We start from the raw sequence: 25381 nt of genomic DNA, 5'->3' as shown, positions 1-25381 counted from the left end.
ATGAAAAAATAGAACTATAAATCTCTATTTGCTGATATTTTAGCTTTTATCATCGGTGAATAGGTTCTATAAAAACTCAAAAATAAATACATGGCTATGTAACCCAGGGACAGTGTGAGCCAGATAGTACTAGGGTTTGGGTAATAAATAAGCAGGCACGCTGAGCTGATGCCATAAATCGCTGAGCAGCAATGCATGAGAATTTTCAGTATCCTTGAATCAGTAAGGTAATCAAGTCGTGACGGATACACATATTTGACCGGAACAAAAATAAGCACACAAAATATTGACAAAAGTATAGCATTTAAAGTCATCGATGTATTAAATATAAACATATAAAAAACGGCAATATTCCAGTAGCACGGAAATCCTTTAAAGAAATGATCCGGTGTTTTCGCATCATCCTGGCAAAATTGGTACGCTGAAGTGATGGTGATCGCTCCAATTATCAATGCGGAATAGTCCTGCGGGAGCATCCCTGGTTTAACCAATAAGAAAAAGCAGGGGGTTATCACATAGTTAAGATAATCAACAATATTATCCAGCAAAGCCCCATCAATTTTGGGTAACACAGTTTTAACGTGAGATAAACGAGCAAATGTTCCATCGACTGCATCGATAAAAACAGTTAATGCCATTAGCCATAATGCAAAGATGTATTCCTGTTGATAGATTTTGGCTAAGGTAAAAACCCCGATGAGCGCTCCACTGGCCGTAAATATATGTACAGCCCAGGCTGCCATATATTGCATAGGATTAAAAGGTGGTTTTATCTGCTTCATTAATTATCCCAGGGTTAATTAATTAAATTAACATCTTGATTTATAATACTGTTCTTTATACTAAAACAGCATAGAATATAAAAATAGTATCAACAATCAAAAGTAAAGTGCAAGGAGAGTTGCAAACTTTAGCTAAAATAGTATCTAGTGATTGGTCCAAACATATAATAACGTATCTTACATATGGTGATTAAATGAAAATACAGACTATTAATCCTGCAACAGAACAGCTTTTAGCGGTATATGATTGCCTTAATGATGATGCTATTAATACTAAACTAGAAGCTGGACACAAGGCTTATTTATCCTGGAATACTACTCCATTCCAAAAAAGACAGGGATTAATGCTGCAGTTGGCACATCTACTTGAGAACAATAAAGAAGAACTGGCTCATTTAATGAGTGAGGAAATGGGAAAACCTGTTACTGCCGGTAAAGCCGAAATTGATAAATGTTCCTGGGTGTGTGAACATTATGCTGAACATGCTGAGTCCTATCTTGCTTCGCGAACAATAGAAACTGATATGAAAATGGCAAAGGTATGTTATAGACCTTTAGGGTTGGTTTTTGGGATAATGCCCTGGAATTTTCCATTTTGGCAGGTTTTTCGTTTCGCAGTTCCAACTTTAATGGCTGGAAATGCGGCAGTGTTAAAACATGCACCTATATCTTCGGGAACAGGAAATCGGATCGAACGCTTGTTCAAAGAGGCCGAATTTCCTACGAATTTATTTCAGCATCTCATTGTTGACAATGAGGGTGCGGCAAAAGTAATTCAGAATCCTTATGTTTCTGCGGTAACTCTCACAGGAAGTGAACGTGCGGGTAGTTCAGTTGCATCACAGGCAGGCAAGTATTTAAAAAAATCAGTATTAGAACTGGGAGGCTCTGATCCTTATCTGATCCTTGAAGATGCTGATATCGATCTGGCTGCTCATTCTATAGTCGCTTCACGGTTAAATAATTCCGGGCAGGTGTGTATTGCAGCAAAACGCGTTATTGTAGTCAAAGCCATTGAAGCAGAATTAACCCAGAAAATCATGGAACACATTTCTTCATACAAAATGGGTAATCCTCTAGACCCTAAAACCAATCTTGGACCTCTTGCCCGTAAGGATTTGCGTGATAATCTTCACAATCAAGTAGAAAAATCCATTAAACAAGGTGCTAAATTATTGCTTGGTGGTATAATTCCTGAGGGTAAGGGGTTTTATTATCCTCCAACTGTATTAACAGATATTAAACCTGGCATGGCTGCTTTTGATGAGGAATTATTTGGTCCTGTTATTTCAATATGCGCTGTGGAAAACGAGGAAGAAGGGATTTCTTTTGCTAACAAAGGTAAGTATGGCTTGGGGGCTGCTGTATTTACGCGAAATGTGCAAAAGGGCGAAAGGATTGCTTCAAATGAGATTGAAGCAGGGGTGTGTTTTGTAAATAGCTTTGTTGCATCCGACCCACGATTACCGTTTGGAGGAATTAAACACTCCGGTTATGGTAGAGAGTTATCCCGTGAAGGAATTTTAGAGTTCGTTAATACTAAAACAATTGCAATCAGTGACTCATAAAATGATAAAAAACAACAAAACCCTCTTTATTTCTATTGCACAACAGGAAATGAAGGGTTTCGAAAACGAAAGTCTGGCTTTTACTTACCAGGTATCTACTGGGAAAAAAGGCGCTGGAGAAATTAAAAATAGCGAGTGCACACCCAGAGGGTGGCATAGAGTCTATTCTATTATCGGATTAGAACATCAAATTAATAGTGTTCTGGTTGCCAGAGAATGGACTGGTGAAATATATTCAGAGCAACTGGCTGAACAATTTCCTGACCGTGACTGGATTTTAACGCGAATTATACAATTAGAGGGTTTGGAGCCAGGAAAAAATAAGGGCGGTAATGTAGATACTCTGGAACGGTTTATCTACATACATGGCACCCCTGACTCCACAAAATTAGGTACACCAGGTTCTCATGGTTGTATCCGGTTAAATAATAGATCGGTTATTGATCTGGCAAACTGGGTTGCAACAGATACATTGGTATATATTCAGTAATTTAAACAATAATTAATGCTGCAGAGCATATGAAAATCTGACGGGGTGAGCTAATGTCCTATAAATTTGAAGAGGGTAAAGACGTAATAATTGAAGCTGTTGTGGAAAAAATTAAAAATTCTATGGCAGGTGAGCAAGCAGGATTTTGTGCCGAGTTTGCCAAACAATTATATGGAACTGTTGCCCTGGAAGATCTTCGTGAATGGGATGTCGATGATCTGTATGGTGCGGTAGTCAATTTCTGGTCGTTAATCGTCGAACGTTCTCCACAGGAAACCAAGATCAGAATTTATAATCCGGATTTTGAACGCCATGGCTGGCAGACAACGCACACTGTTGTTGAAATTATTTGTGATGACATGCCCTTTATTGTTGACTCGCTTCGTATGGTGATTAACCGCATGGGACTGACTTCTCATCTTATAATTCATATGGGTGGTATCAGGGTAAAAAGAGACAGTCATAACCATGTTTGTGAAATCTTACCTCGTAATGGAATAGTTTCCGAAGAAAAAAACGTCTTGCATGAAGCTCCTATTTTTATGGAAATTGACCGGCAGACCGATCCTTTAATGCTTGAAGAATTACATAAGAGCTTTGAACGTGTTCTTGAGGACAATAGGGCTGTTTTTGAAGATTGGGAGAAAATGAGGGCCGAAGTTCGAGAAGCAATAAAAGAACTTGATCATGTATCCAAGGTAGTTGATTCTAATGAGCTTGAAGAAACAAAGGCATTTTTGAACTGGATAGAAGATCATCATTTTACTTTTCTGGGAATTCGAGATTACGAATTGATACAAAAGGGAACAGAAACCATATTACAGGCCATTCCTCACACTGGACTTGGTGTTTTAAGGGAGACTTCAAGTAAATCATCCACTCGAAGCATCTCTGCAATGACACCTGAAGCCAGGGAATTAACCTTATCTCCCAGAATATTGGTCATGTCAAAAACGAATACATTGGCTAGTGTTCATAGAGATGCTTATACCGACTATATCGGTATTAAGCGATTTAACTCTAAAGGACAAGTCATCGGTGAACGACGAATTATAGGACTATATACATCAGCAGCATATCATACTAACCCGAAACATATTCCATTCCTGCGTCATAAAGTCGCATTAATTATGGAAAATTCCAAGTTAAATCCTCGCAGCCACGCAGGAAAAGTACTACTCAATATACTTGAAACCTTACCAAGAGATGATTTGATTCAAGGTTCAGAAGATGAGCTCCTTGAAATTGCTATGGGTATTTTTTACATGCAGGATAGGAAGAGAATCCGTCTGTTTGCACGTATGGATGTATACCGACGATTTATTTCCTGTCTGGTCTATGTTCCCAAGGATCGCTTTAATACTGAATTAAGACATGCCATGCAAAAAATATTGGCAGAGAGTTTTAATGCCGAGGAAATTACCTTCTCTACTTTATTCTCGGAATCAGTACTTGCCCGTATTCATTTTATTATTAAGGTGAACCCTCAGGATTGTCCTGAATATGATTTGAAAGAAATAGAGAAGAAACTTATTGATGTAGGACGTTTATGGTCTGATGATCTACAGCACTACTTACATGAAGCATATGGTGAGGAACAGGCAAACGCCTTATTTGCTCATTATAAGAATGCGTTTCCTATATCGTATTGTGATAATTTTACTCCGCGCACTGCTGTGAATGATATTAAACACATTGAGGTTCTCACTCCGGAAAACTCTTTGGGAATTAATTTTTACCGACCACTTGATGAATCTGAGAATAATTTTAGATTAAAAGTATATCAACATGATTCAACTATAGCATTATCAGATGTCTTGCCTATATTGGAGAATATGGGGTTAAGAGCCATTAGTGAACGCCCTTATGTTCTCAAGTTTGAAGACGGTAAAGTCACATGGATTAATGATTTTGCCATGCAATATACTAAAGAATTTGAATTCAATATTGATGAGATCAAGGAGTTATTCCAGAATGCTTTCTCCAGAGTATGGTTTGGCGATGCGGAGAATGATGGATTTAATCAACTGGTTTTATCAGCAGGGCTTGATTGGCGTGAAGTTGCGATTCTAAGAACTTTTGCAAAATACTTTAAGCAGATTGGTTTTACATTCAGCCAGGAGTATATGGAAACGGCGTTAAATAATAATGTAAAAATCGCGAAAAAATTGGTACGGTTGTTTGAAATTCGCTGTAATCCTTTAGAACATAGTAAAAGAGAATCACGTTTTAATGATTTAATGGCTGAAATATTAAATGATCTTGATAGTGTCTCCAATCTTGATGAAGACAAAATTATCAGACAATACGTGCAGGCAATTAATGCCACTCTTCGTACTAACTTTTATCAAGTAGATTCCAATGGCAAACCCAAAAGTTATATATCAATTAAATTAAACAGCAAGATGATTCCAGGTGTACCTAAACCTCATCCAATGTTTGAGATATTTGTTTATTCGCCACGTTTTGAAGGGGTACATTTACGATGCGGCAAAGTGGCTCGAGGAGGGTTACGTTGGTCGGATCGCAGAGAAGATTTCCGTACGGAAATTCTTGGCTTGATGAAAGCTCAACAGGTTAAAAATTCGGTCATCGTTCCAAGTGGCGCTAAAGGCGGTTTTGTACCAAAGCATTTACCAGCTAATGGTACTCGTGAAGAAATTATGGCTGAAGGCATCAGTTGTTATCAACTGTTTATCAGAGGATTATTGGATATTACTGATAATTATAAAGACGGCCATATCGTTAAACCTCAAAACGTCGTTTTTTATGATGAGGATGATCCTTATCTTGTCGTTGCAGCTGATAAAGGGACAGCAACGTTTTCGGATATTGCAAACTCAATTTCCCTGGAATATGGTTTTTGGCTGGGAGACGCTTTTGCCTCAGGTGGATCCATCGGATATGACCATAAAAAAATGGGGATTACAGCAAAAGGCGCCTGGGAATCAGTTAAACGTCATTTCTATGAACTGGATATTGATATTCACAATAATGATTTTACCGTTGTTGGAATTGGCGATATGGCCGGCGATGTATTTGGTAATGGTATGTTGTTATCGAAACACATCAAGTTAGTGGGTGCCTTCAATCATATTCATATTTTTATTGATCCTAATCCAGATGCGGCATTGAGCTATGAAGAACGAAAACGATTATTTAACTTACCACGATCAAATTGGACCGATTATGATAAAAAGTTGATTTCAAAAGGTGGAGGCGTATTCAATCGCAGCGCAAAATCAATTCCGGTTAGCCCTGAAATGCAAAAAGTTTTTGGCATCAAACACACTGAAATTGAGCCTAATGAGTTAATTAAAACAATTTTAAAAGCTAAAGTTGATTTACTTTGGAGTGGTGGTATAGGAACTTATGTCAAATCAAGTCTGGAGTCGAATGCCAGCGTTGGCGATAGAACTAATGACTCAACTCGTGTTAATGCCAAACAATTGCGTTGCAAGGTAATTGGTGAGGGCGGTAATTTAGGACTGACCCAACTGGCTCGAGTAGAATATACTCTCCAAGGTGGAATGGTTTATACTGATTTTATTGATAATTCGGGTGGAGTTAACTGCTCTGATAAAGAAGTTAATATTAAAATTTTACTTAATACTATCGTAGCTGCAGGAGATTTAACGCCCAAGCAAAGGAATGAGTTATTAAGCGAAATGACGGAAGAAGTGTCTAAATTAGTACTCAGAGATAACTTTTTACAAACACGTGCCATTAGTTTATCCGCATCACAGGCATTGCGTTCATTGGAGTTACAATCGCGTTATATTAATGAACTCGAGAGAACAGGAAAATTAGACCGTAATCTTGAGTTTTTACCTGATGATAAGGCATTGCTGGAACGTAAATTGATGGGGCAAGGACTGGGTAGACCTGGTATTGCTGTATTGATGTGCTATAGCAAAACCCTATTAAAAGAACAAATTCTTGCATCTGATGTGCCTGAAGAAAGCTATATGAATGAAGTACTTATTAATTCATTTCCAAAGCCATTACAGGAACGTTTCAGTAAACAAATGCAGGATCACCCACTGAGACGAGAAATTATTGCTACACGATTAAGCAATATTATCGTTAATGAAATGGGCTTCACTTATGTTTACAGGCTGCAAGATGAAACTGGCGCGCCAGTTTCTGCTATAGTCAGAGCCTATATGATCGCTCGTACTGTTCTTGATTTAGAGTCCATCTGGAAACAAATTGAAGAGTTAGGTACCAAGATCAGCGCGCAACAACAGATTGACATGATGATGCTTTATGTCCGACTTTCAAGAAGAGTTACGCGATGGTTTTTACGCAACCAACGAAGAACATTAGATGTGAGTCATGCAATCAAACTGTATTCTAAAGGGGTTGTAGAATTTAAGAAATCAATGCCCGCTGTGTTTGGTGAGCATGGCCGAGCCCAATATGAAGAGCAGTATGAAGAACGGATCCGTGATGGAATTCCACCTGCCTTGGCACATGAATTAACGGTAACGCGTGGATTATTTGCGGCTACTGATATTATTGAACTGGCAAACATTAAGAAGATGAAAATTGCTCAGGTTGCTGAAATTTACTTTGGTATAGGTGAATTCCTTGATTTATCCTGGATTAGAACACAAGTGATTATTCATCCAACTGAAAATCATTGGGAGTCATTATCCAGAGAGGCCTTACGTGATGATTTGGATTGGCAGCAACGTCAGTTAACTTCAGGATTAATGAGTTTTCAATCTAAAAATAATGATCTTAAAGCCAGATTGGAGTCTTGGGGGGATGCTCATGTTGGTTTAATCGAGCGATGGCGTTTTATCCTGACTGATTTAAAATCCAGTACTGCTTTAAATTACACGATGTTCTTTGTTGCAATAAGGGAGTTGCTGGATTTAACACAGACCACCTTACAATCTTATGCAAAACCAGAGGATGTTTATTAATCAAGTGTCATCCCATGTTATTGACGTTTAAGTGATAACATGGGATTTTAATGGTGATGTGATTGATTCAATTGGTAGTTCAAGGAGTGATTAAGTGGAAAACAAAATTGATGCGGGATATTCTTCCATATCCAAATGGTTTCATTGGGTTATAGCTCTGACTGTTATAGGAATGTTGTTCATGGGATTTTTTCTTGATGAGATTCCTGAGCAGTACCAGGGCACTGCATATATGTTGCATAAATCGACAGGTATTACCTTATTGTTTTTGATGCTCTTGCGTTTTATCTGGGTTCATGCCAAAGGAAAACCCTCTTTACCTGAATCAGTTAAACCTTGGGAAAAGGCATTATCGCGTTTTGTACAATATAGTTTTTATGTTCTTTTACTTATTATGCCCATGAGTGGCTGGATTATGTCTGTCGCTGCTGATCGCGTTCCCACTTACTTCGGCTTATTTAAAATGCCATTGCCCTGGATAACCCCCGACAAATCGTTGGCTGAGTTAATGGAAGAGTCACATGAGGTTATTGCATGGATTATCATTGTATTTATTTGCCTGCATGTCATTGGTGCTTTGAAACATCATTTTATTGACAAAAACAATGTATTAAAACGCATGCTGCCTGGACAAAAACGATAAACTTTGCAATTGAAAAACTGGTTTTTTTTGTTTCAGTGTAAAGCGTATTAAACCCGAGAGAGCTGAATAAAACAGGCGTATTGCTCAATAAGTCCATAAGAAGTATCTCTAACGAAGTGAAAGATCTCCTGAAATAGGCATGGTGCCTGCATTTGGAGTTCATTCACTTCGTTCCGATGTATCCCCTTATAATTATTTCGAGGATAATTATCTACTTTTCAGTATAAACTTTCGTCTTTACGAACGAAGTGAAGTATTCCAGAATACAGTTTCAATAAGACTCCGCTGTGGATTGCTTCACCTTGCTCGCAAGGACGGGCTTTAATTTATCATCGAGACCCCAATAAATACATTTTTGATGTTGTAAATGATGATGGGATCCCTCAGCACTTCGTTCCGGATGATGTTATTTTGGGCCGTACTGTGAAAGAACCCTCATTTACGAGGCTTTCACTGACGTTAGTACCCAAACTCAAATTAATCAATTTAATTATCTCTATACATAATTAGAGAACAGGTATTTCAAGGACAACCTTGTCGTTATGTCCTTCAAATCGAGCAGATGTAATTGGTTCTTTAAGCAGGCTTACGGCAATCAGAAATCGATTATTGCCTACTCTTGAATAATCAATTAATTCACCAACTTCTAATTCTTCATTGCATTTAAATAGTTTTTGACCTGAATACAGATCATGTTTTACATCAATAACAAAAATTTTTAATTCATGTTTTATTGTCGCTCTGTACTGTGTTCTTGCTATAATTTCTTGTCCTTTATAGCACCCTTTGTTAAAACTAATGTATTTCGTTTCATGTAAACCGAGTCTATGGGGTAGAAATAACCCTCGGGATTCTGGATAAATATCGATTTGTTTTTGCATTAGTCTCAGTGTATGCCAAGGTAAAGAGCCTAAATATTGATTGTGTTCTTTAAACAATTCAGAACATCTTTTAAATTCATTTTGAGGTACTATAAAAATGTAAAATCCATTACCTAAATGGTAATAACAATAATTGGAACTAAACGAAAGAGCATAAACATCAGGTGAAAAGAACGTGGTATCAGGTAAAATATCTTTAGAATTTTGCAAATAAAATCCTAAAACACTAAATTCAGAACACTCTTGTAAAGTCACTTTAGATAGCAGAGCCGCTTTAGTGAGTGAATTGACGGTAGCCTCAATCAAATCCTTGGGAAGAACTAATTTTATTCCTTTCCAGTTGATGACATCCAGAAGTGAAAGGATACGGCCTTTCAAATTGCATTGAGCTCCTTGGACCATTTGTATATCCGATACAGCTGCCAAATCGCAGGTCAATTGACCTTGAAGAAAGTCAACAGCTTTCTCGCCATCTACTCCGATTATACCAAGATAGGATAAATCAAAAAGATAGTTTTTGAGTGGATCAGGTTTGAATTCAACAGTTTTCGTATCAAGTGTTGTTAACGTTCTGGAGTTAATAGTATGTTCCTGGTGTATGTTCATGGTCATATCAATGTTTCCGTTTATAATTTGACTAGTGTATCATCAGCACGGATGATTTTAGAGTCATTTTAGAGTTTAAGATTTTATTATCTTATGATTCAATAATGATAAAATAACTATGACACACTAATTTTGAGATGATTCATGCTAGATGTACGAGAAAAGGCCAGGATCACGTGGCATTGCCGACGTGGTATGCTCGAGTTGGATCTTATCCTGCAACGATTTTTGGAACATGGTTTAGAGCTTTTAAATGAGAATGAACTCAAATCCTTTGATTTGTTATTAAGTTGTACGGATCCTGAGTTGTTTTCGTGGTTAATGGGGCATACAAAACCAGAAGATACTGAGCTGAATGAAATTGTCACTATTATCAGAAATAATACTTAAGCCTGCTAAATCAAAGGTATATTTTCGTTTGATTTTAGTATTATACCTGCTCACTGTGGCTCTTATTAGTTATTCGTCCGTGTTTATTCTGATTAAGCTGGTTTTGATTACAGCACTTACTGTATGTATGAGGCTGGAATTTAAGAACCAAAATCCATGTTTCTTCATTGATGAGATGTCTTATCGCAATAAACAATGGTTTGTAACGATGCGAAATGGCTCAACACAGGACTGTGATAATCTCCGAATTATTGTTCATAACACTGTGTTTCACCTCCTTCAGCTATGCACTCCGGATAAAAAAAAATTATTAGTACTCTTTAATGATCAGCTTTCGGACCATCAAGTGCGACAACTTCACCTTTTATCTTCAAATAGATAGTATATAATTATACATAATGTATGCAAAATGCTCCAATCTCGAGTTGTACTGTTACTATCTTTCATGATAAGCAGCAACCAATAATGGACTAAAGAGGACGTTATGAATAGAGACGGATCAGATACTGATGAGTATTTAGTTGAACTGGCTAGAGGTGGTAATTCCGTTGCATACAATAAATTGCTTGAACGATACGATCATAAAGTTCAACGAATAATATATTTTTATATTAACGATCAAGCTTATGCTAAAGACTTAACTCAGGAAGTATTGCTTAAGGTGTACCGTAATTTGCATTTTTTTAAAGAAAAAAGTCAATTTTCTACGTGGTTATATAAAATCACACAAAATACGATTAAAAATTATTACCGTTCAATCAGTGTACGTTTGGATTCAGAAGCTCATTTTGTTGATGAGCAATATTCCTCGTTTTATAACTCACCTGAGCATCAGTTAATTAATATGGAATTTACAGATCAGATAGAGTCAGCAATTTCGAGATTATCAGAGGAATTACGACTTTGTTATGGTATGCATATTTTTGAAGGCCTTACCTATGAGAATATTGCCCAAGAATTACAATGTCCTATTGGAACAGTCAGGTCGAGAATTTATAGAGCAAGGAAACTGGTGACGAATTTTGTTGATAGACGAAATCAGGATTTAACTGGGTAAATACTTCATTCCAGGGATACTATGGAGTGGTTTATCAATTTCACCTCGATCCGTTGGGGCTGTGGGCTTAGTAATACCCTGATAGTTTATAAGTCCATAATTGTATTTGTTTAAATCCAGATGGCCATATTAAAACATATCTTAGCGAACGACGAGAAGCAATCCAGAACACCCATCCAATACAGCTCCTTTTGGGATTGCTTGTCTTCGTGCGCAAAGACGAAAATTTAAACCGAACTATAGATAATTATCCTTATTAGTACCAAGATTACTGTAATTTAGCGATAACTTTATGCATCCGAATCCAGGTCATGGTATTCCCTGATTCTGCCAAATCTATTAGTTCATGAGATAATAAATCAATCTCAGCCTGTGTCGCGATGTGCAAATTGATGAGTTGAGGTGTCAGATCATGTAATGCCATTGAGTAGATTAGTTTTTCTTGAGCTGTCCGTAGAACCGGCTGATATAAAGAATGATGAGTGACATTAAGAGTACATGATGCAAACTCTTGTTCGAGGCGATGTGCAATTTCGAAGTCACGTTTATTCTTGGCAAAACAGGCTCTGACCCATTGAGTGAACTGCTCATATGATTTAGAGGGAGGGTAGCAAAAAGTTGAATCAAATATGGATGGCTCTTCACAAATGATCATGCCACCTGGCTTAAGGCAACGGCTCATTTGTTGAATTACAGAATGGGCATCAGCAACATGATGAAGAACCATGCGGCAGTAAATAAAATCAAATTGCTCACCAAGGTCTGAAATATGATTTACATCCCATAACTTGAATCGTATCGTACTGTAATCGCTGGTTATATTCTGTACATGTTCCAGTTGTGATTGACTTAAATCAATCGCGAGAAGAGAACCATCAAGCCCAATAAGTTTGGCCAGTTCAAGAGTCATCGTACCTGAACCACAACCAATTTCAAGGCCACTCATACCTTTTTTGATTCCTGCTTCCTGAATCAGGCTTTTGCTGCTTTGAGCATAGAGTTGATGCTGTAACGAAAGACGCTCTCTTGCTCTGTCGTTGGTATTTAGAATGTAAGTCGCTGTCATAATAGTCCTTTATTTCTGAGTCAATTATTCATTAATTTCAAACAGGGTTCTCTATAGTTTTTAAATGAGGGAACAAACTCTCCATATAGTTATTTAACTGTTGAGCCTGCAATTTAAACATACTGTCTAAATTTTCTCGAGTAGAACTCCCCATGTGTGGTGATAAGACCACGTTATCCAGTTGCCGCAACTTTAGAGGTACTTCAGGCTCATTACTGTATACATCCAAACCAGCTCCTGCAATAACTTTGTTGGTCAAAGCATCAATAAGCGCGTTTTGATCGACTATACTTCCTCTGGCGACATTAATAAGATATCCGCAGGGACCTAAAAGTTCCAAAACCGTTTTATCAACCAGATGATTCGATTCTGCATTAGCTGAACAGCAGATAATAAGAAAGTCACTGTTACTCGCGAGTGTTTTAATATCCGGACAGTAATGATAAGAACAAACTTTTCTACTACGTGCAGTGTATGAAATATTCATGTTCAGTGCATCAGCAAATTTAGCTATGGTTAATCCAATTTGGCCTAATCCAACCAGTCCTAGTTGTTTTCCCGACAAATGGTTTCCAAGAAATTTGGGTGTATTCTCAACCCAATGATTTTCGCGGGTATAACGATCGTTAGCTAAAATCCTTCGAGCAAGAGTCAACATTAATGTGAGTGCTAGTTCCGCTGTATCATGAACACCCGCATTGGGTTGTGATAATAGTGAAATATGGTGTTCTTTCAGATAGTGCTTGTTAATGTTATCAGTACCTATTCCCAGATGGCTGATTAACTTTAAATTGGGGAATTGGGATAAATAGGGTTCATCAATACGATCCCACACTGTGGTTGCTAAAGCTGAAACCTGTAATTTATCGTAATCAGAATTTGAATCCCATCCTGATATAATATGCCACTCGGGAAGTAACAGGGGAATAATCGGTTTAATAAATTGATTGGTTAGATAAACAGTAGGGGTCATTCAATATCCTATAAAAATGAGTATTTTTAAATAAAAACTAATATGAACTAAAAAAACAGAACAGGCAATTCAAAAAAACTATCTTTTAAATGACCGCAGAAATTTCGTCATCCTGAGCGTAGTGAAGAGGGCACCGTACCACATTCAGGAGATCCCTCGTTACAGTCGGGATGACGGTTATCCTGAACGCAGTGAAGGATCTCCGGATGTGAGCACCGTACCACATTCAGGAGATCCCTCGTTACACTCGGGATGACGGTCATCCTGAACGCAGTGAAGGATCTCCAGATGCGGACACCGCACCATATTTAAGAGATCCCTCGTTACACTCGGGATGACGGTCATCCTGAACGCAGTGAAGGATCTCCGGATGTGAGCACCGTACCACATTCAGGAGATCCCTCGTTACACTCGGGATGACGGTTATCCTGAACGCAGTGAATGATCTCCAGATGCGAGCACCGTACCACATTCAGGAGATCCCTCGTTACACTCGGGATGACGGTTAGATTTCGTCATCCTGAACGTAGTGAAGGATCTCCAGATTAGGGCACCGTACCACTTAGATGAGATCGATGACGTTTTCTGGTGTTGTTGAGAATCCTTTAGTTATCTGATTCAATACATCCGAACTGAGGTCTACTTTACAGGAAAAAAGGAAATAGGATGGGGCGACGGATTATTTTTCTTCTAATTACTTTATTGATTAATAGTATAGTGCATTTTGTGTACGCATCTTCTGAGAGCTTGAAAGCGAACATAATTCAGCAAAGATTGAATCAATTAACTACGCTTTTGAATACCAGTAAATGGACAAGTCACCCCGTTAATCAAATAAACTTACCAGAACCTTATGACTATTTACTGACACAACAATTATTAACTCCAGCCATTGAGAATTATTATAAAAGGACTGCAATCATTCGAGTGATTCATACACACCAAAATTCAAATGAACATACTTATTCTCGCGTCATTTCCATGCTCCTGGATCCTGTTAAAGAGCGAGATGACGCAAAACTGGCTCAGAATATGAAGGAAGATCTCATTGTAGAGCTGGCGTTTATAACCATATTTTATAGGGAATTACCACAGCAGTTTATCCGAGATATCATCCATTCAAATATTCCGTTTGGTACGCTTTTAAAAAAGAATCATATCAATACATACTCTACAAACCGATACTATTTTTCAACCTCATGTAATTCTGAATTGGTACAACACATTAAATGCCGTTTAAACACAACACTTTATGGCCGGGTCAATACTATTGTCAAGGGAGATAATAAACAACAAATTGCTCAGGTAGTCGAACTTTTATCAGGACTTAAATGTAATAATCCAGGGTGTGATTTAATTTCAACAGGGTAATATATTAAATAATTCCTAAAAGAAAGCTGATATTAAAAAAACATATGTTAAAATGTTTTAAATTCGGGTGAATCTAATAAGACTCTTATGCTGGAAAGTGATCGCTTAATCAGTACCCAAAGTATTGTCTCTGAAGAAGCTATAGACCGGGCAATTCGTCCTTTAAGTCTCAATGAATATATTGGGCAGGATGCGGTGAGCTCTCAAATGCAGATATTTATTGATGCGGCTAGAAAAAGAAAAGATGCCTTGGATCATGTACTCATCTTTGGGCCTCCAGGATTAGGTAAAACTACTCTTGCAAACATTATTGCTCATGAAATGGGCGTTAATATTCGTCAAACATCAGGGCCGGTTATAGAGCGTGCCGGAGATATAGCCGCCATTTTAACCAATCTTCAACAAAATGATGTTCTTTTTATTGATGAAATTCATCGACTTAGCCCAGTAATAGAGGAAATTCTTTATCCTGCCATGGAGGATTACAAGCTCGATATAATGATTGGGGAGGGGCCAGCAGCCCGTTCCATTAAACTGGAATTACCACCCTTTACTTTAATCGGAGCCACAACCAGAGCTGGTTTACTTACATCTCCTTTAAGAGACAGGTTTGGTATTGTTCAGCGGCTTGAATATTACTCCATTGATTCGTTAACACAAATTGTAACTCGATCCGCCCAACTACTGAATGTAGTAACTGAACCAGAGGGCGCCAGAGAAATTGCTATGCGATCCAGAGGGACTCCACGAATTGCCAATAGATTATTACGACGCGTACGAGATTATGCAGAAGTTAAAGGACGTGGCATAATTAGCATCGATATTGCTCAAAAAGCACTGGTCATGCTGGAAGTGGATCAGCATGGTTTTGATCTTATGGATAGAAAGTTGCTTTTGGCAGTTATTGAGCGCTTTAATGGCGGTCCAGTGGGGGTCGACAGCATTGCCGCGGCTATTGGTGAAGAAAAAGGAACGATTGAAGACGTTTTAGAGCCTTTTTTAATACAACAAGGATTCCTAATGCGCACTCCACGCGGTAGAATGGCTACTCCAAGGGCCTACCAGCATTTTGGCCTAGATGCTATTAAACAGGATTAATTAATGAAACTTGCAACAAGTCATCAATCCAGTGTAAGAGTATATGCTGAAGACGTGGATTATATGGGCATCGTTTATCATGCAAATTATTTGCGATATTTTGAACGAGCCAGAACGGAACTGTTGCGATCCAACGGTTTATCATTAAGTGAACTGATAAATGAACAGGTTCTATTTGCAATAAGTGAACTTAATATAAAACATCTGTTCCCGGCAAAGCTGGATGATTTATTAACTATATCCACCCGGATTGGTGAGCAAAATAAGTGCAGCTTCGTGTTTGAACAAATGATGCACAATGAAAACAATCATTTAATTTGTGAAGCACATATTAAAGTAGTCTGTGTTGATAGTCATTTAAAACCGAGACGACTACCCGAATTATTTGCAGCAGCAAATGAATAACAAAAAACTTCGATACTGGAGATAAAAAAGTGGGTAATCAAGCAAATGTATTGATGTATTTTATGCAAGCAGGCCTAGTCGTTAAATCAGTAATGCTGATCTTACTGACTGCCTCAATAGTATCTTGGACTTTAATATTTCAACGAGCATGGTTTTTTAACCGAAAAAAACAACTGACTGATGCATTCAACAGAAGATTCTGGGACAGCAGTGATTTAAGCAAACTTTATGCTGATGTGGACAGTAATTCTGAAGAAAATCAGGGGATGGCTGCTATATTTCATGCGGGATTCAAAGAATTTGTACGCGCCAGGAAGCAGGGGACTGTAACTCTTGAGCCTATTCAACGGGTCATGCAAATCAGTCATGCAAAAGAAGCGGAGAAATTAGAACAGCATTTACCATTTTTCGCCTCAGTAGGATCCATTTCTCCTTATGTGGGTTTATTTGGTACAGTATGGGGTATAATGACCTCATTCCAGGCCTTAGGCCATGCGCAACAGGCAACGATTGCCATGGTTGCTCCAGGTATTTCTGAAGCACTTGTTGCTACAGCACTCGGCTTATTTACGGCTATTCCTGCAGTAATTGCATACAATCGCTATACAACTAGAGCGAATACTCTACTAAATCGATTCGATTTATTTCAGGAAGAGCTTATTTCCCTGATTGAACAACAAACATCGGGTACCTCAAGAGGATAATACTCAAATGATTAGAGCAAAAACCAAACGTGACCGTCCAATTTCAGAAATCAATGTTGTACCCTATATTGATGTTATGTTGGTTTTATTAGTTATTTTTATGATCACTGCACCTATGTTGACTCAAGGAGTTACTGTCGATTTACCAAAAGCGGCAAGTCAAAATCTGCAACCAACTGACAGAGAGCCCATTATTGTTTCTGTAAATCAGCAAGGTACTTATTTTCTCAATATCAGCAGTACTCCCGCTGATCCAATAGAAGCGCAGGCACTGGTGGTCCGTGTTGCTGCAGAATTGGAGCTTGCGAAACAGTCTGGGCAAAAGCTCAATGTTTTAGTAAAGGGAGATCAAGGAGTAGCTTATGGTAAGGTTGTCCAGGCGATGGCATTACTGAAGCAGGCGGGTGCAGAACAAGTAGGATTACTGACTGATTCATCAGATGAACCTTCAGAGGGTCAAGCATGATTAGTACAGACAATTATCGCAAAGCATTTATTTCAGCAATAGCACTTCATCTTTGTTTGGTGATTTTGTTGCTGACAGATACATCAACACAGCGTCCCGTTTTGACTGCCGAGAATAAAACTACTCCCGGCATGCAGCTCCCTGTTGCAAATGTACCCCAACAGGAAGTGGTTAAAGCGGTCAGTGTAGATAATAAAGAAATAATGGATACAGTGAATCGATTAAAACAGGAACGTGAACAGAAGCAAAGAGCTGAAATTAATCATCAAAATGAACTTAAACGTCAAGCAGAAGCCGCAAAACAACAACGTATCAAGGAGCAACAACAAATTGCCAAACTCAGAGAAGAGGCAAATAAAATTGCGATTGCGCGCAAAAAGCAAGCAGAAGAAGAAAAGAAGCGCTTAAAAGAACTTGCTGAACAAAAGGCTCTTGAAGCGAAACGTATCGAGGAGCTTAAAAAACAGAAAGAAACACTTGTTAAACAACAAGAGCTGGAGGCGAAAAAACTTGCTGAACTGAATAAGAAAAAACTGGAAGAAAAAGCCAAGGCAGATCAATTGAAATCAGAACAAGCTAAAGCAGAGAAACTTCGTGCGGATCAGGCACGTGCTGCACAGGCAAAAGCAGACATGGAACGAAAAAAACAAGCGGAGGCAGCTGCAGCACAACAAGCAGCACAAAATGCAGAAAATCAGGCACGAATCGCAGGAGAAGTTGATAAGTATAAGGCGCTCATCGTTAATGCGATAGGAAGAAACTGGATTTTACCTGAAAACGCTGATAGTAACTTATCAAGCCAATTCAGAATTCGCCTTGCTCCTGATGGGATGGTATTAGAAGTCACTTTAACTCGTAGTAGTGGGGATCCGCTTTTGGATAGATCAGCACAAACTGCAATCTATAAAGCATCGCCACTTCCTGTACCAACAGACGCAGAAACATTTAATTTGTTTCGTGAAATCAGTTTAACCGTTCGACCAGAACAAGTTAGGGGGTAAAACTCGTGATTAACCGAATTATTACACTTATATTGATGTTATGTACCAGTCAGATTTATGCTCTGGATCTGGAGCTTACTCAAGGCATTAATTCTGCCTTGCCCATTGCAATAAATTCATTTGGCTCAGATGCCGGCGCAGAGGAAATAGCCCATGTTATTGAAAACGATTTGACGCTTTCAGGTCAATTTAAAATCGTTTCAGGTCCTCAGAGCGCGAACTCTCAATCCTCTATTGGTGTATTGCGTCAGCTGGGTGCTGACAGTGTCGTTACTGGTCGGGTAAATCGTGTTGGCAATCGTTATGAGGTTAGCTTTACTCTCGCGGATGCTGTTGCCAATGGAAACATACTCCTTACCAAAACGTATCAGATAGGTGCAAATGAAATCAGACCATTGGCACATCACATCAGTGATGAAGTCTATCAGAAGTTAACTGGCGAACGCGGAATTTTTTCTACTCGTATTGCTTATATTTCGGTACAAAGAGGAGGTCCTAGAAATCGTTATTCACTTGAAGTGGCTGATGCAGATGGACATAATCCTCAAAGTTTACTGGTATCTTCCGAGCCAATCATGTCTCCTTCATGGTCACCTGATGGTAAGTCAATATCTTATGTGTCTTTTGAAAAGAAACGCGCGCAGATATTTACAGTTTCTGTAGAATCAGGTCAACGACGCTTGATAACCAGTTTCCCTGGTATTAATGGTGCGCCGGCATGGTCACCTGATGGACGTCAGTTGGCGGTTGTATTATCAAAGACAGGAACACCGAAAATTTATAACATCGATTTAAGTTCTGGCAGCATGAAGCAAATAACATTTGGTGATGCCATTGATACAGAACCCAGATTTTCTCCTGATGGACGCAGTTTACTGTTTACCTCTGGAAGAGGTGGATCACCGCAGGTTTATCGCTTATCACTAGCAGATGGTCAAGTCAGCAGAGTAACGTTTGAAGGGAACTATAATGCCCGAGCATCATATACTCCTGATATGAAAAATATTGTGATGCTGCATCGTGACGATCGCAATTTTAATATTGGTTTACAAAATGCTTCAGGTGGTCCAATTGCCAGTTTAACATTCTCTGGTCTGGATGAGTCTCCTTCAGTATCTCCAAACAGCCGATTGGTTCTTTACGCTACGCGAATTCAGGATAAAGGTGTATTAGGCATCGTTTCTATTGACGGCAGAATACGAATGAAGCTTCCGGCACGTGAAGGTGATGTTCAAGAACCCGCATGGTCTCCTTATTTGAGTTAAATATGAAGCGATCTATTATTACATTTTTTTTGGTGCTCAGTTGTTGTACCAGTTATGCATGGAATGCAATGGGGCATCAATTGGTTGCTCAAATTGCATATGATAATTTAACACCTGCTGCAAAAAAAATGTGTAATAATTACAATCGTTCTTATAGTGCAGATGCTTCAAATGCAAATTTTATTGTAGCCGCTACTTGGCTGGATGCTATACGAGCAAATGACATTCACTGGTTTGATTCATTGCATTATATTGATATTCCTTTTTCGTATGATGAAACACCGCTCCCCCCTCTGCAGGAAGTTAATGCTTTGTGGGGGATCAAACAGGCCATTACTGTTTTGTCTTCCGAAAAATCCAGTATGGCGGATAAAGGTCTAAGCCTTCGGATATTGACCCATTTAATTGGTGATGTACATCAGCCATTGCACACCGTTACCAAGGTAAGTAAACGATTACCGCGAGGAGACATGGGTGGCAACCTGTTCAAATTAGCCCACAACCCAATCGGTGATAATTTGCATAAGTACTGGGATAACGGCGCCGGAAGCTTAACTGGACAAAGTAAGCAATTCCAGGTAAAAAATAAAGCGCGTCAATTGGAACAAAAATGGCCCTGTTCTGAGGCAGTTAAAGAGAAGAATCCCAGAAAATGGATCAATGCATCGCACCAACTGGCTTTAAATAAAGTATATAAGGTTGCTCAAAATAAAATACCTGGCAAACGTTATCAATTAGAAGCTCAGAATATAACTCAAAAGCAGATCTTATTGGCTGGTTGTCGCTTAGCTACAGTACTGAATGGAATTGCCGCACATCAAGCGCATCATGAGTCTATGTCTGAATCATCAAAAATATGATGAGGTGCTTGGAACATCTTATTGGATAGAATGAATCACGAGATGAATGAAGTGTGTTGAAAATCCCGATTTCTAGATCCCGCGAACAAGGCCAAAGAGAACCTTACAAAATTGAATCATCTTCTAGTTTCCTACGTACAGGGCTTTATGCCTGAGAGTTCCTCGTATTTCGGGCTTGGGGAGCAATGGAACAGCCAACCGACGTAAGGCTTTCTAATAGTCTAAACCATTCATCAAACTTCAACATTCACCAGGTGCTTTAGGCGTAATTTTAAATGGTGATGGTGGTGAAGGTTTATCAGTTTCTGCTGGGCTTTCTACTTCGACCACCATTGCACGAGAAGATTCCTCAGTGGATTGTTTTTTTATTTCCTGAGTACTTAGGGCGGCCGGAGATTGCGATGGCATTAGCGCTCCCATTACAGCATAGCTACCTGCTTGTACTTCTGGGCTAGCACCAGACTCTTCTCTTTTTTCATGAGTACTTGGAGCAGGTGTTGGCACACTTATTGACATAAATACTGCCATAACAGCATCGCTGTCTGCCTTTTTATCCTCGCCTTGTACTCTTGTGCCAAAACGAGACTCCTCAGAGAGTTGGTCAATGTGTAATGCAAAGGGGAATTTTGAGTAAAACCATGTATGGGCGTAATCGACGGGAATTTTCGGTGTAATAATGAGCGGGCCTAAAACATGGCCATTTGCCTCTAAGTCTTTATCAGCATTCGAAAAATAAACAATGCAGGATTTCTTTTCTAAATCGAGTGCCATTTGCGCACGAAACTGATTCATATCGCCTGTATGAAACGCTTTAACTGCTTTTCCAGTCTCATCAAGTTCTAATCCCAATCCTAAACCCCATGCAAGACGCTCTTTAACTTTAGTGTCTACATATTTAGCACTTTCCCCGGAAGGAAATATTTGGTTATCTTTAATTAACGATATTTGAGGCTCAAAAGCTTCCTGCATGATAGTGCTTTTATCTTGCATCCAAGCATTCATCAATACTGCATAATCACTAGGGGTGGTAAAAAGGGAGTTAGCAGCACAAGCTTTCTCTTTGGGTGCTTCAGGTGGAACGAAACTACTGTGTTCCATTTTCAACTTACTAAACACATACTCTTGGGCGAGAACTTCTAATAATTCTTCTCCAGTTGCCTTCTCAACTACTGCCTGTAAATAAAATAACCCCATACCTGAATATGTGTATTCTTTACCAGGAGTAAAGTTCAATTGCGCATTATGATCATTGATACCTGAGGTATGTGCAAGTAGCATTCTTGGGGTTATTGATCTGGCTACTTCTATGTCAGCTTCGCTTAGTTTCAGGCTATGTTTACTAAAAAAATCCTTCAAAGGTAAGATTTCATACAATGGCCTATCTAAGCCACTCGCGGCACTTTCTCCAGGTCTACTTAATTTACCTTCGTCTATAAGTTTTAATACCAGGTAAGCAAAAACAGGCTTGCTCAAAGAGGCTGCACCGAAAGGAGTATCAGGCTGCACATCGCTTACAGTTGATGTATCAGGTGTATCACGGGTGTCAGTTCTGCCAATGGTTGTTGTTGAAAGAGTGCTTGTTTTACCATCTCTATAGGCAATACTGACACCAGGTATATGAGCTTTACGCATAGTGGATTCAATCAGCTCGCTCTCAATTCCTGTAATTTCCGGCATAATTTGGTAACATAAATTAAACACTATGAGCTAATTATAGCATAACACCATGCTAATTTAATTCCTAGGTAGAGTAATCTCAGATGCAAGTTGGTTCGAGAACTGGCGTGCTACATTAGAGTTTGCTTATTGGGGAAGGAGAATAAAGTATATAGGCTACCTCCATGAAACATTATTAGTTAGAGCTCCATGCTCATCTTCTGCATCAGGTATATTGTTGCTTTATGAACATTAAAACTTTTAGCAACCTCACTAACTGATTTATCTTCTTGTAACAGACGCTTGGCCAATGATTTTTGCTCCGCATTCATTTTTTCAGGACGTCCAAATTGTACCCCTCTTTTCTTAGCCGCAGCTCTACCAGCACCCGTCCGCTCACGAATTAAATCCCGTTCAAATTCAGCAATACCAGCAAACACCGTCATGATCGTCTTCCCAGATGAAGATGTAGTATCGGCCCATGCTCGGAGAGTGAACAAAGGAAAAAAACAATTCAGAAATTTTTACCTTCGCTCCTTCGAATAATAAATTTTGATAGTAATCAAGCGGGAAAACATCTTCTTGTCAGTCTTGAATGGTTAAAGGAAAAAAAAACAGATGAACCGCCAATGGAGATTATTGGAATATCATGGAAACGTAATATTGTTATTAAAAATGAATGCAGTGTTATCAATTGGCCACAAGACGAACCAAGACCCACTTATCGTGCCATAAAGAAACTTGTAAAAACCCAAGATGGTATTATTTTGCATAACGATAAACTTTTGTAGGCTGATCTTATCAATAAAAAAATTACGGCAATCGTTGTACCAGAGAAAAAACAACCTCATGTTGAGAAATTGAAAAAATCCATTTTGAACATGGAGGAAGTTCAAAAAAATGCGAATGATAAAGAGCTTGTATTAATAGCATCCATAACTGGCAGAGATAGCAAAAAAACTACAATTGACCGGACGGCATATACTTTTTGCGTTCTTGATAAATTGCAATCGGCACTGAAACGTAGGGATGTATTCATAAGTCCAAGTTGGCGGTATGCTGATCCAAGAGCCAATCTTTATTCTGGCTCAGAGTGGGAGGCAGTACGCCCTATGATTTGCCGTTCATTAAATTTAACAATTGACTCAACACCAATAGTCACAAGCCTTTCAGATGAACTACATCAAGTGTATCGGTTAGTTGCTGAAAATATTGATAATAATCCTGCTGTTCGATTTGAAACGGTTAAAGGTAATGAAGAACTGATTCTAACTCAGCTCGATGCACTTGATGAGCCTCCATCACTAAAAGCATTGAGAGCCGCTGTAAAAGCAAAATTACCTCGTGTCGATTTACCCGAGATGGTACTTGAAATAGCCACACGAACTGGATTTGCGGATGGATTTACCCACATCAATGAAGGAAGTGCGCATGCCGAGGATCTATTAATCAGTTTATGTGCTGAATTGCTAGCAGGTGCTTGCAATACTGGACGAGAACCGTTTGTTCGTGAGGATATACCTGCTTTAAAAAGAGACAGGTTAGTGTGGGTTGATCAAAATTATATTCGAAATGAAACGATAATGGCGGTCAATGCCATTTTTCGTTTCTGCTCGAAATCAAATTCCATTAGCTAAGAAATGGGGAGGAGGAGATATTGCATCGGCTGATGGCATGCGCTTCGTTGTACCTGTTAGAACAGTGCACGCTGCTCCAAATCCAAAATATTTTAAATCCGGTCGTGGTGTTACTTGGTACAATCTAATTTCTAATCAACGAACAGGCTTAAATGCTGTAACAGTACCAGGCACTTTACGTGATAGCCTAATATTGTTAGACGTTGTTCTTGAACAACATACTGAATTACAGCCAACGCGGATCATGACAGATGCAGGTGCATATAATGATATTGTGTTTGGACTTTTTCGTTTGTTGGGACTTCGTTTCAGTCCGCGATTGGCTGATATGGGTGGGGCTCGATTCTAGCGGATTGATCCGTTGGCTGATTATGGAAAGCTCAATGTGCTGGCAAAAAGCCGTATAAATATAAATCTTGTTCCTCCTGTGTGGGATGATATTTTACGTTTGTTAGCCTCATTAAAGCTAGGGAGAGTCCCTGCAGAGGGCATTATGCGCACTCTTCAAGTGGCTGATAAACCAACTCGTTTAGCTAAAGCAATTGCAGAAGTTGGATGAATTGACAAAACCATCCACATGTTCAATTATCTTCATGATGAATCATTCCGTCGTCAGACCTTAGTGCAATTAAATTTGGGTGAAGGTCGACATAGTTTAGGTCGCGCTGTTTTTCACGGTAAGCGTGGGGAGCTTCATCAACGGTATCGGGCTGGACAAGAAGATCAGCTTGGTGCTCTTGGGCTTGTTTTAAATATTATCACACTTTGGAATACCATTTATATGGATGCTGCCATCAATCAATTACGACAAGAAGGCTTCCTGGTACTTGATGAAGATGTAGCCAGACTGTCCGCATATGGGTATGGTCACATTAATATGCTCGGACGATATTCCTTTGCCATGCCAGATGAGGTGAAACGTGGTGAGTTAAGACCATTAAGAACTGCAGAAAGGCCTTAAGTCGGTTGGCTGTTCCATTGCTCCCCAAGCCCGATATTCACTCAATGATTTAATCTTTTGGTGTCGCTTGAAGCTTCAGACAGTTCTACCCCGGGATGACATTTTATATCAAAAGTATTTTCAACCCTGTCACATAATGTTGTTTTTTGCACTTCATCTTTAGCGCAATCAATCAATTTAAAGACATTTTCTTCTGTTAACAGACTCTCAGAAATCAAGGCATTCAACCCATGAAAAATATTCCCGCCTAAAGAAACCATGTTTTTTACTTCTGCAAAATGTAATCCAGAAGAATAACCTTCAAGTGCTGAGTTGACTAAAGCCAGTTGAGGGATAGTCAAGCCAGTAATAGTGTTATAGGGATTAAAACTTAATTGTTCGAACAGTTTGTTTACAAGCAGAGTATGCTTAAATTTAGCTGCCTCTTTGATGGCATCAGGATAAAAGCGTGTACCTGCTATTAATTTTAATAATTTGTCTTCATTACCTTCTCTAGCTAATTGAAGAATTTCATCTTTCATTTTAAAGTCCTGTTCTTTATGTACATAGTATTGTAAAAATTATTTG

The 25381-nt window shown here is 38.9% G+C and carries 21 protein-coding genes and 1 pseudogene; 15 read left to right on the top strand and 7 right to left on the bottom strand.

Features of this window, described 5'->3' with window-relative positions:
* Positions 1-14: 14 nt before the first annotated feature.
* Positions 15-782, bottom strand: a complete 768-nt coding sequence (pcsA, locus tag Lqua_RS06125) for a phosphatidylcholine synthase (RefSeq protein ID WP_058473396.1) — start codon at positions 780-782, stop codon at positions 15-17.
* A 194-nt stretch (positions 783-976) separates the two neighbouring features.
* Between pcsA and Lqua_RS06120 the strand changes: the two genes are divergently transcribed.
* The 4 genes from Lqua_RS06120 to Lqua_RS06105 all read left to right on the top strand — a co-directional run bounded on the left by Lqua_RS06120 (position 977) and on the right by Lqua_RS06105 (position 8417).
* Positions 977-2350, top strand: coding sequence for an NAD-dependent succinate-semialdehyde dehydrogenase (locus Lqua_RS06120; protein ID WP_058473395.1), 1374 nt, complete (start codon positions 977-979; stop codon positions 2348-2350).
* A gap of 1 nt (position 2351) precedes the next feature.
* Positions 2352-2840, top strand: a complete 489-nt coding sequence (locus tag Lqua_RS06115; protein WP_058473394.1) for a L,D-transpeptidase — start codon at positions 2352-2354, stop codon at positions 2838-2840.
* 53 nt (positions 2841-2893) lie between these two features.
* Positions 2894-7774: an NAD-glutamate dehydrogenase gene (locus Lqua_RS06110; protein ID WP_058473393.1), complete on the top strand. Its 4881-nt coding sequence runs from the start codon at positions 2894-2896 to the stop codon at positions 7772-7774.
* A gap of 94 nt (positions 7775-7868) precedes the next feature.
* Complete coding sequence (locus Lqua_RS06105) at positions 7869-8417, top strand: cytochrome b (RefSeq protein WP_058473392.1); 549 nt, start codon at positions 7869-7871, stop codon at positions 8415-8417.
* Between the two features lie 506 nt (positions 8418-8923).
* Here the strand turns inward: Lqua_RS06105 and ygfZ are convergent.
* Entirely contained in the window at positions 8924-9904 is a 981-nt protein-coding gene (gene ygfZ, locus Lqua_RS06100) for a CAF17-like 4Fe-4S cluster assembly/insertion protein YgfZ (protein WP_058473766.1), read from the bottom strand.
* A 144-nt stretch (positions 9905-10048) separates the two neighbouring features.
* Between ygfZ and Lqua_RS06095 the strand changes: the two genes are divergently transcribed.
* Complete coding sequence (locus Lqua_RS06095; protein WP_058473391.1) at positions 10049-10294, top strand: FAD assembly factor SdhE; 246 nt, start codon at positions 10049-10051, stop codon at positions 10292-10294.
* A 484-nt stretch (positions 10295-10778) separates the two neighbouring features.
* Entirely contained in the window at positions 10779-11351 is a 573-nt protein-coding gene (locus Lqua_RS06085; RefSeq protein WP_058473389.1) for a sigma-70 family RNA polymerase sigma factor, read from the top strand.
* A gap of 268 nt (positions 11352-11619) precedes the next feature.
* On the opposite strand, the gene Lqua_RS06080 is transcribed toward Lqua_RS06085, so the two are convergent.
* Both Lqua_RS06080 and Lqua_RS06075 read right to left on the bottom strand, forming a co-directional pair.
* Positions 11620-12417, bottom strand: a complete 798-nt coding sequence (locus Lqua_RS06080) for a class I SAM-dependent methyltransferase (RefSeq protein WP_058473388.1) — start codon at positions 12415-12417, stop codon at positions 11620-11622.
* Between the two features lie 37 nt (positions 12418-12454).
* Positions 12455-13390, bottom strand: a complete 936-nt coding sequence (locus Lqua_RS06075) for an NAD(P)-dependent oxidoreductase (RefSeq protein ID WP_058473387.1) — start codon at positions 13388-13390, stop codon at positions 12455-12457.
* 666 nt (positions 13391-14056) lie between these two features.
* On the opposite strand from Lqua_RS06075, the gene Lqua_RS06070 reads away from it, so the two are divergent.
* From Lqua_RS06070 to Lqua_RS06035, 8 genes are all read left to right on the top strand, one after another.
* Positions 14057-14761 (top strand): hypothetical protein, encoded by a 705-nt coding sequence (locus tag Lqua_RS06070; protein ID WP_065240149.1) that lies wholly within the window; start codon positions 14057-14059, stop codon positions 14759-14761.
* Between the two features lie 87 nt (positions 14762-14848).
* Positions 14849-15859 carry a Holliday junction branch migration DNA helicase RuvB gene (gene ruvB / locus Lqua_RS06065; protein WP_058473386.1) on the top strand — a complete coding sequence of 337 codons (1011 nt, stop codon included), beginning with the start codon at positions 14849-14851 and terminating at the stop codon, positions 15857-15859.
* A 3-nt stretch (positions 15860-15862) separates the two neighbouring features.
* The gene (locus tag Lqua_RS06060; protein ID WP_058473385.1) at positions 15863-16264 is read left to right on the top strand and encodes a YbgC/FadM family acyl-CoA thioesterase; all 402 of its coding nucleotides are present in this window, start codon (positions 15863-15865) and stop codon (positions 16262-16264) included.
* A 29-nt stretch (positions 16265-16293) separates the two neighbouring features.
* Entirely contained in the window at positions 16294-16968 is a 675-nt protein-coding gene (gene tolQ / locus Lqua_RS06055) for a protein TolQ (RefSeq protein WP_058473384.1), read from the top strand.
* 7 nt (positions 16969-16975) lie between these two features.
* On the top strand, positions 16976-17434 hold the full coding sequence (gene tolR / locus Lqua_RS06050; RefSeq protein WP_058473383.1) for a protein TolR: 459 nt from the start codon (positions 16976-16978) through the stop codon (positions 17432-17434).
* A complete protein-coding gene (gene tolA / locus Lqua_RS06045; protein WP_058473382.1) occupies positions 17431-18435 on the top strand; it encodes a cell envelope integrity protein TolA in 1005 nt (334 codons plus the stop codon). The genes tolR and tolA overlap by 4 nt, the downstream gene beginning before the upstream one ends.
* Positions 18436-18440: 5 nt before the next feature.
* Positions 18441-19700: a Tol-Pal system beta propeller repeat protein TolB gene (gene tolB / locus Lqua_RS06040; RefSeq protein WP_058473381.1), complete on the top strand. Its 1260-nt coding sequence runs from the start codon at positions 18441-18443 to the stop codon at positions 19698-19700.
* A gap of 2 nt (positions 19701-19702) precedes the next feature.
* On the top strand, positions 19703-20560 hold the full coding sequence (locus tag Lqua_RS06035) for a S1/P1 nuclease (protein WP_058473764.1): 858 nt from the start codon (positions 19703-19705) through the stop codon (positions 20558-20560).
* Between the two features lie 240 nt (positions 20561-20800).
* On the opposite strand, the gene Lqua_RS06030 is transcribed toward Lqua_RS06035, so the two are convergent.
* Both Lqua_RS06030 and Lqua_RS06025 read right to left on the bottom strand, forming a co-directional pair.
* Positions 20801-22237, bottom strand: coding sequence for a serine hydrolase domain-containing protein (locus Lqua_RS06030; RefSeq protein WP_058473380.1), 1437 nt, complete (start codon positions 22235-22237; stop codon positions 20801-20803).
* Between the two features lie 179 nt (positions 22238-22416).
* A complete protein-coding gene (locus Lqua_RS06025) occupies positions 22417-22662 on the bottom strand; it encodes a recombinase family protein (protein WP_083501271.1) in 246 nt (81 codons plus the stop codon).
* Positions 22663-23181: 519 nt separating this feature from the next.
* Here Lqua_RS06025 and Lqua_RS18695 point away from each other — a divergent pair.
* Positions 23182-24814 (top strand): annotated as a pseudogene (locus Lqua_RS18695) (Tn3 family transposase); the annotation flags it as partial.
* 41 nt (positions 24815-24855) lie between these two features.
* On the opposite strand, the gene Lqua_RS06015 reads toward Lqua_RS18695, so the two are convergent.
* Positions 24856-25335 (bottom strand): hypothetical protein, encoded by a 480-nt coding sequence (locus Lqua_RS06015; RefSeq protein ID WP_058473379.1) that lies wholly within the window; start codon positions 25333-25335, stop codon positions 24856-24858.
* Positions 25336-25381 lie beyond the last annotated feature (46 nt).

The sequence above is a fragment of the Legionella quateirensis genome (assembly GCF_001467955.1).
In the GTDB taxonomy this organism is placed as follows: Bacteria; Pseudomonadota; Gammaproteobacteria; order Legionellales; family Legionellaceae; genus Legionella; species Legionella quateirensis.
Note: the sequence above shows the minus strand (reverse complement) of the source record. Positions and strands in the feature narration are given on the sequence as shown.